Origin of the sequence: Bradyrhizobium sp. STM 3843, assembly GCF_000239815.1 — a bacterium.
GTDB lineage: Bacteria > Pseudomonadota > Alphaproteobacteria > Rhizobiales > Xanthobacteraceae > Bradyrhizobium.
In genome coordinates this window covers 38,634-45,808 of sequence record NZ_CAFK01000214.1, presented here as the reverse complement: position 1 = coordinate 45,808, position 7,175 = coordinate 38,634, and the positions used below count along the sequence as shown (strand labels likewise).

Genomic DNA, 7,175 nt, shown 5'->3' with positions numbered 1-7,175 from the left:
TGTGTCCCATCGGCACCTGGGCGTCGCGCTTCTTCCACATCTCCTCGACATCGCCGTTGGCGTAGCCCGCGGCCAGGCCGGCCGAATGCTCGACCATCGGCGTCTTCATCAACCCCGGCAGGATCGCATTCACCCGCACATGTTGAGGCGCGAATTCAACCGCCGAGGTGCGCGTCATCTGGTTCATCGCCGCCTTGCTGGCACCATAGCTGACGTAGGAAATGCCGATATGGCGGATCGAGGCAACGGACGAAATATTGATGATCGAGCCCCCGCCCTGGCTGATCATCACGGGCACGACGTGCTTCATGGCGAGGTAAGCGCTCTTGAGATTGACCGCGAAGACGCGATCCCATTCCGCCTCTTCGAAATCGACCACGCTGCCGGTCTCGGCGATGCCGACATTGTTGTCGAGCACGTCGATGCGGCCGTAGGTCGCAAGGCAGGCCCGCACCATGGTGACGATCTCCTCACCACGCGCGACGTCAGCGGTAAAGGCGGTGGCGCGGCCACCCTCTCGCTCGATGATGCCGACCGTTTCCTGCGCAGCATCCCTGTTGCGGTCGACGCAGAACACCTGCGCACCATGCCGCGCAAAGGTCACTGCGGTCGCCTTGCCATTGCCCCAGCCCGGCCCGATCGAGCCGGCGCCGACGACCATGGCGACCTTGCCCTTGAGACGATCCATCGTTTCCTCACCTGCTTGCATTGATTTTTGCAGGCAAATTGGCCGGATGTGCCGATCCGGTCAACCGATTCGAGAGAACGACGGGGTGCGGCGAGCCCTCAACGCATGACGGCCATGCTCAACACCGGAGCCATACTGGCAGGATCTTGCTGGCGGGACCTTGCTGGCAGAACCTCACTGGAAGGTCATGTCGAGACATTTGGAGATGTCCGACCCCAACCCGGAGGAGATGGTGATGCAGCCGCGTACCTTCTGCTGGGTGGTGTCGGCGGCCCAGATCGAGTAGCCCCCACTGCCGAAGAAGGAATTGGTGTTCGCGGGCTCGGTCTCGGTGGCATCGAATTCATAGTTGGAATCGGTATCGAACACGCGCGGCTTCTTGGCGCAGCCGCCGTCGGCCTGAACGTTGATAACCTCCTTGTTGTCGCGCGTCAGCGACAGCGAGATCTGGCAACGAAAATATTCCGAGGTCTTGACGTTGAAGAGGTAGGTGTAGGATTTGCACGTGGCGGTGTTGAGCTTTCCGGGGGACAGGCCGCGGCTGCAGGCAATCCGCTGATTGTTGGAGAGCTTGAACTCGTCGGCGTGCACGGCGGAAACCAGCGTCACCAGCAACAACGCGAAACCAGAGCCGATCTTCGTGACGAGGTTCATGCGAATCATCCCCTACATGCATCTTCTTTGCGGTTCATTTCTAGACCATGGCGCCAACATAGTCGCGAGATCGGGAACGAAAAATCGCAAAATGAATCGCGTTTGGTGGTGTGACAATCCGGACCACTGGCGAACCACTGGCCTTACATTGGCGAGGCGACAACGTTCGTGATTTGTTCGAAATGGCGGCGGCCCGACCGGCCGTGGGAGGATGAGATGACGACCCCAATTTTCAAAGCATTTGTGACGACCGGCCTGTTTGGTGTCCTGGTCGGTGTCGCGGCGACAGCGGCCTTCGCCGCGCCGGCCGCACCCACGCCGTGGGAGCTCAAGCCGGACATGGCTTACGCCTATGGCAAGGATGGCAAGACGCTCGCCTACAAGATGGGGACCAAGAACGCCAACATGCTATTCAAGGGCGCCAGGAAGGTGCCGAAGGGCACCATTTTCTTCCTCGGCGAGAACGGCCAGCTCTATATGCGAAGCGGCCCCTATCTGGAGGGCGACGGCAGCTTCTCGTTCGGCGCGGACGAATAGATCTCTGCTGCTGGCGCGGCGTATCGTCCGGTTGCGGTGCCCCACCCTCTCCCTTCGGGGGGAGGACCATCGCGCGTGTTGCGGCCGCTCGGTCGACAGGTCCGCCTAGAATGCCGCAGCCAAGTCCTTGGACCCCGGAAGTCCGCTCAGCGAGTCCATCCTGGAATCGGTGACCGCCAGCAGCTTCGCCACGGTGTTGTGGCGGACAGCGACGGGATTGCGCTCGTAGCCTGAGCGCTGGAAAAAGTTCGAGGTCGGCACCTGCTCGCGCATCGGCTGCGGCATCGTGACCATGTCGAAGCCGGTGCCATCGCCGGTCAGGTTCATCATCTCCAGCTCGGCCGCGGTGAGCGGACGCGCATAGCCCTTGGCGCGGGCGAACAGCACCGAGGTGAGCAGCTTATGGGTCTGCAGCATCGGGCCGACATCGATGTCGAGCACCATCGCATGCATGGCCCAGCCCTGCTCGGTGTCGCCGATCTTCTCATGCGCCGACCAGCCGTCCGGCACCGAGCGCGCGACCGCGACCATCTTCTTCAGCACCGACAGCTTCTGTTCCAACACCGCTCGCGCCGGCCCGTTGGTCTGGGTGACGCGCTCACCCAGAAGCCGCACGAATAGCGGTCCCTGCTCGGCCAACAGCTCGACGGTGTTGGTGGTGAGCAGCTGGTTGTAGCCGATCGCGGTCGAGATCGCGCGGTTGCCGCGAAAGCCGGATTGCGAATCGTGCCTGCCATTGCCGCCGGTCTCGAACGCGTAGACCCGCACCGCCTGCTCGCGCGTCAGGCCGCTCGCCGCGGCGAAGCGAGCATAGGTGCGTTTGAAATCGATGTCGTTGGCCGGCTGCTGCGGCTGCCACTGGAATTGCTCCCGTGCCGCTTTCAGGAGATCGGCGACCACTGGAATATATTTGCCCTCGCGCGACGGGCCTTCCGGCTCGGGTTCCGGATTCACCGGCCGCTTCGGTCCTTCGTAAACCGGCGGCTGCTCCAGGACGTAGTCATCAAGCGTGATCGGCTGATGGTCGCGCCGCTTGGCGTTGCGGGTGCGGCGCTTATCGGCGATCAGCTTCCAATAGGCGCCGGCCTGCTGTTCGAATGCGGCGCGCGCCTCCTGGTATTCCGCGAGCTTGCGGCGATACTCGGCGATCGCCTCCGGTGAAGCGGCTTGCGCCATCGCCGCGACGGCCCTCGGTGCCCGCACGGCCGGCTCGGCTGCAAGCATCGGCCCTGCAAGCGAGAGGACACCTGCAACGAACCTCAGGGTTGTGCGAATCGGATGGTGATGCATGGCTTGGTTGTAGCCAAAACCGCGGCGACTTCCAGGCCGAGGCTGGTCAGCACCCCGTGACGGCTTGACGCTGCAAAGCCGGCCGGTGATGAGTTCCGTCGCCGCAAGTCGGATGTGGAGGGAACTGCCGCCAATGGCTCAGAAAGTCGCGACCAGGATGACGTCCGACGGCTGGGAGATCGTCGACACCTCGGGCTTCCTGCACCTGATCGGCCCGCTGTGGCAACGCCAGGTCGACGGGATCAACGAATATGCGCTGGTCGCCGAGGACAAGCATCACAATCGCCGCGGCCTGGTGCAAGGCGGCGTGATCATGACGCTGGCCGACCGGAGCTGCGGCATGACCGCCCGCCACGTCTCGGGCAAGCCGCATATGGCCACCGTCCAGTTCGACACCCATTTCGTCGAGGCCGGCAAGATCGGCGAGACCCTGGTCTCGCGGCCGCATGTGGTGCGCACGACGCGGAGCCTGATCTTCATCACGACCGAGGTGAAGGTCGAGAACCGCGTGATCGCAATGGCCTCAGGCGTGTTCAAGATCTTGAAGAGCGAATGAGCTACAACGTCGTTCCGGGGCGATGCGAAGCATCGAACCCCGGAACCTCGAGACTCCGGGCTCGGTTTTTCCGCCCCGGAATGTCACCATGAAAGTCAGCGTTCACACATCACGAGGCATCCCATGAATTATCGCCAGCTCGGCCGCAGCGGCCTGAAAGTATCGCCGATCTGCCTGGGCACGATGATGTTCGGTGGTCCGACCGACGAGGCGATTTCGGCGCGCATCATTGCCAAGGCGCATGAGGCCGGCATCAACTTCATCGACACCGCGGACGCCTACAACAAGGGCCTATCCGAGCAGATGGTCGGACGCGCCATCGCGCACCATCGCGACAGCTGGATTCTCGCCACCAAGCTCGCCAACCCGATGGGCGATGATCCGAACCGCGCCGGGCTATCGCGGCGCTGGGTGCTGCAGGCCGCGGATGAGAGCCTGAAGCGGCTCGGCACCGATCACATCGACATCTACTACCTGCACAAGGAAGACCATGCGACGCCGCTCGAGGAAACCGTGCGCGCCATAGGCGACCTCCTGCGCGCCGGCAAAATCCGCTATTTCGGGGTCTCCAACTATCGCGCCTGGCGCGTCGCCGAAATCTGCAACATCTGCGATGACATCGGCATCGACCGTCCGGTGGTCAGCCAACCCTACTACAACGCGATGAACCGCATGCCCGAGGTCGAGCATCTGCCGGCGTGCGGCTATTATGGCCTGGGCGTGGTGCCCTACAGTCCGCTGGCGCGTGGCGTGCTCACCGGAAAATATAGCCCCGATGCAGCGCCCGACAAGGACAGCCGCGCCGGACGCAACGACACCAGGATGATGCAGACCGAGTGGCGGCCGGAATCGTTGCGGCTCGCGCAGGAGATCAAGCATCACGCCGAGGCCAAGGGCTTCACCGCTGGGCAATTCGCGGTGGCCTGGGTGCTGAATTCCTCCTTCGTGAGCTCGGTGATTGCCGGCCCTCGCACCGAGGCCCAATGGGACGACTACATCCGCGCGCTCGACTATCCCTTCGCCGCCGATGACGAGGCGCTGATCGACCGCCTCGTCACGACCGGCCATGCCTCGACCCCCGGCTACAACGATCCGGCCTATCCGATCGAGGGCCGCCGGCCGCTTGTGGGGTGAGTGCCGTGGAGCAGGACCGGTACGGGCTACCATTATCGACCGACTCACCGGAGTCGGCGCAGGCCTATCGCGACGGCGTCGATCTGCTGCTGGCGTTCTGGCCGGGCGCCGTGGAGGCGTTCGAACACGCCATCGCGCGCGATCCCGATTTCGCGCTGGCGCATGCCGCGCGTGCGCGTATTCACGCCATCTATCAGCAGCGCGAGCCTGCCCTGCAGACGATCGGACGCGCGCGCGAGCTGGTCAAACGGCGCGGCACCGCACGTGAGCAGAGCCATGTCGCGACGCTCTCGCTCGCCATCGAAGGCCGCAGCGCGGAGGCGCTGACCGCGACGCTGTCGCATCTTGAGAGCTGGCCGCGCGACGCGATGGTGATGGCACTGCCGCTAGGAGCGTTCGGGCTGCTGGCCTTCTCCGGCCGTGCCGACCATGACGCCGCCCGGCGCGAGCTGTGCGACAGATTTGCTGCCGCCTATGGCGAGGACTGGTGGTTCATGTCGAACCACGGCTGGGCGCTGACAGAGGCCGGCGAATTGGCGAAGGGACGCGATATCACAACGCGTGCCTTCGCGCTGCGCCGGCACAACGCCTACGCGGTGCACGCGCTGTTGCATGCGATGTTCGAGGATGGCTCGGTCGATGAGGCCGACGCGCTCGTAACCAACTGGATCGGCGACTACGATCGAAGCGGCATGCTGCACGGCCACATCCGCTGGCACCAGGCGCTCGGCGCGCTCGACCGAGGCGATGCCGCGCAGGCGTTTGCGGTGTACGCCGACGTGCTCCGGCCGACGATGGAATCGGCGCCTCCGCTCAATGCACTCTCCGACTGCGCCTCGCTGCTGTGGCGGCTCGCGGCTGAGGGCTACTCCGTGCCGCCCAACGCCTGGACCGACGTAGCAGCCTATGCGAACCACCGCTTCACGGGCTCGAGTCTGGCCTTCGCCGAGATGCATCTGGTGATGATCGCTGCGGCTGTCCATGACAAGGCCGCACTCAAGGGACGCCTCGCGGCGGTGGAGCGGCGGCTGGCGGAGGGCAAGCTCCCGGCCGGTCGCATCGTTCCGCACATGGTGTGCGCCCTGCGTGCGTTCGCCGACGGCGACTGGCGCAGCTGTGTCGACCAGCTCAAGCCCGTCATCGGCGATCTCGCCAGGATCGGCGGCAGCCACGCCCAGCGCGAGGTGATCGAGGATACCTATATCCTAGCGCTGATCCGCAGCGGCGAACTCGCCCAGGCGCGCATTGTGCTGGACGCGCGGCTGCATCGCCGTCCTTCGGCGCGCGACACGCGCTGGCGGGCATTGGCGAGCGGATAGACCTCGACTATCCCTCTGTTTCGAGGCCTGTCGGCATCGGCATGTTTTCCGGCTGCAGCTTGAGGCCGGCGGCGAGCGCGACGGTTTCCAGCAGCGCGGCGAAGTCCTTGTCCAGATAGCCGGCGGGATCAGCCTGCAGGCTGGCCGCACCGACATGGGCCTGCAGCGCTTCGCGCGTCGCCGCCGTCACCGGCATCGCGACGTCGAGCTGACGCGCCGCCGCGAGACCGAGATCGAGATCCTTGCGCAGCAAGGTCGGCGTGAAGGTGGTGGTCCAGTCGAGATTGACCAGCGCGTTGCTCTTGTACTTCGTGAAGGTCGAGCCCATCACGCTCGCATTCATGAAGTCGAGGAAGGCGTGGCGCGGCACGCCGGCCTTCTGTGCAAGAATGGTGATCTCGGCGAGGTTCTGGATCACGACGCCGAGGAAGACGTTGTGGGCGATCTTGCAGATGCGCGCCAGCTCGCCCTCGCCCACATACGAGACGCCCGAGGCCGCGATCTTGGCGAGATACGGCTCGATCTGATCGAACGCTGCCTTCGACCCCGACACCACCGAGGACAGCTTGCCGGCCTTGACGCATTTGCCGTTGCCGGAAACAGGCGCGCGCACGAACTCGCAACCAAGCGCCTTCAGCTTTGCTGCGATGGCCTCCGATTGCTCGACGCCAATCGAGGAACAGTCGACCAGGATCTTCGGGATCGCGCCGGAGCTCGCCGCGACCAGGCCGTGCTCGCCGAAATAGACCTGCTCGAGATCCTTGCCGGTGGAGACCATCGAGAACACGATCTCGCATCCGGCGAGATCGTTCGGCCGATCGACGATGACACCACCCTTGGCGGCCAGCGGCTCGGCCTTGGCGCGGGTGCGGTTCCAGATCGAAACCTTGTGACCGGCCTTCAACAGCCGTTCGGCCATCGGAAAGCCCATGCGGCCCATGCCGATCCAACCGAGCGTGTGCGTCGCCGTCATACGTCTCTCCGTTTTCCTGTGAGC

General features: G+C 64.5%; 8 protein-coding genes. 4 read left to right on the top strand and 4 right to left on the bottom strand.

Translation table 11 applies throughout. The features are described from left to right. Together BRAS3843_RS22845 and BRAS3843_RS22840 are read right to left on the bottom strand one after the other, a co-directional pair. Positions 1-688, bottom strand: a 688-nt coding sequence (locus BRAS3843_RS22845) for an SDR family NAD(P)-dependent oxidoreductase (protein ID WP_035982508.1), incomplete at its 3' end; no start/stop codon positions are given. A 174-nt stretch (positions 689-862) separates the two neighbouring features. After that, positions 863-1,342, bottom strand: coding sequence for a hypothetical protein (locus BRAS3843_RS22840; RefSeq protein WP_008971432.1), 480 nt, complete (start codon positions 1,340-1,342; stop codon positions 863-865). A 216-nt stretch (positions 1,343-1,558) separates the two neighbouring features. Between BRAS3843_RS22840 and BRAS3843_RS22835 the strand changes: the two genes are divergently transcribed. Then, positions 1,559-1,879, top strand: a complete 321-nt coding sequence (locus BRAS3843_RS22835; protein WP_008971431.1) for a hypothetical protein — start codon at positions 1,559-1,561, stop codon at positions 1,877-1,879. A gap of 105 nt (positions 1,880-1,984) precedes the next feature. Here the strand turns inward: BRAS3843_RS22835 and BRAS3843_RS22830 are convergent, their stop codons facing one another. Continuing rightward, positions 1,985-3,169 carry a hypothetical protein gene (locus BRAS3843_RS22830; protein ID WP_008971430.1) on the bottom strand — a complete coding sequence of 395 codons (1,185 nt, stop codon included), beginning with the start codon at positions 3,167-3,169 and terminating at the stop codon, positions 1,985-1,987. A 133-nt stretch (positions 3,170-3,302) separates the two neighbouring features. Between BRAS3843_RS22830 and BRAS3843_RS22825 the strand changes: the two genes are divergently transcribed. The 3 genes from BRAS3843_RS22825 to BRAS3843_RS22815 all read left to right on the top strand — a co-directional run bounded on the left by BRAS3843_RS22825 (position 3,303) and on the right by BRAS3843_RS22815 (position 6,178). Then, positions 3,303-3,725, top strand: coding sequence for a PaaI family thioesterase (locus tag BRAS3843_RS22825; RefSeq protein WP_008971429.1), 423 nt, complete (start codon positions 3,303-3,305; stop codon positions 3,723-3,725). A 123-nt stretch (positions 3,726-3,848) separates the two neighbouring features. Continuing rightward, positions 3,849-4,859 carry an aldo/keto reductase gene (locus tag BRAS3843_RS22820; RefSeq protein ID WP_008971428.1) on the top strand — a complete coding sequence of 337 codons (1,011 nt, stop codon included), beginning with the start codon at positions 3,849-3,851 and terminating at the stop codon, positions 4,857-4,859. Positions 4,860-4,864: 5 nt separating this feature from the next. Beyond that, on the top strand, positions 4,865-6,178 hold the full coding sequence (locus BRAS3843_RS22815) for a tetratricopeptide repeat protein (protein WP_035982502.1): 1,314 nt from the start codon (positions 4,865-4,867) through the stop codon (positions 6,176-6,178). Positions 6,179-6,185: 7 nt separating this feature from the next. Here BRAS3843_RS22815 and BRAS3843_RS22810 read toward each other — a convergent pair whose 3' ends face one another. Beyond that, positions 6,186-7,151, bottom strand: coding sequence for an NAD(P)-dependent oxidoreductase (locus BRAS3843_RS22810; protein WP_008971426.1), 966 nt, complete (start codon positions 7,149-7,151; stop codon positions 6,186-6,188). Positions 7,152-7,175 lie beyond the last annotated feature (24 nt).

What these genes read in the sequence shown, in the direction of transcription:
- BRAS3843_RS22840 (WP_008971432.1), bottom strand. Translation starts at nt 1,342, where the DNA reads ATGAACCTCGTCACGAAGATCGGCTCTGGTTTCGCGTTGTTGCTGGTG.
- BRAS3843_RS22820 (WP_008971428.1), top strand. Translation starts at nt 3,849, where the DNA reads ATGAATTATCGCCAGCTCGGCCGCAGCGGCCTGAAAGTATCGCCGATC.
- BRAS3843_RS22835 (WP_008971431.1), top strand. Translation starts at nt 1,559, where the DNA reads ATGACGACCCCAATTTTCAAAGCATTTGTGACGACCGGCCTGTTTGGT.
- BRAS3843_RS22830 (WP_008971430.1), bottom strand. Translation starts at nt 3,169, where the DNA reads ATGCATCACCATCCGATTCGCACAACCCTGAGGTTCGTTGCAGGTGTC.
- BRAS3843_RS22810 (WP_008971426.1), bottom strand. Translation starts at nt 7,151, where the DNA reads ATGACGGCGACGCACACGCTCGGTTGGATCGGCATGGGCCGCATGGGC.
- BRAS3843_RS22825 (WP_008971429.1), top strand. Translation starts at nt 3,303, where the DNA reads ATGGCTCAGAAAGTCGCGACCAGGATGACGTCCGACGGCTGGGAGATC.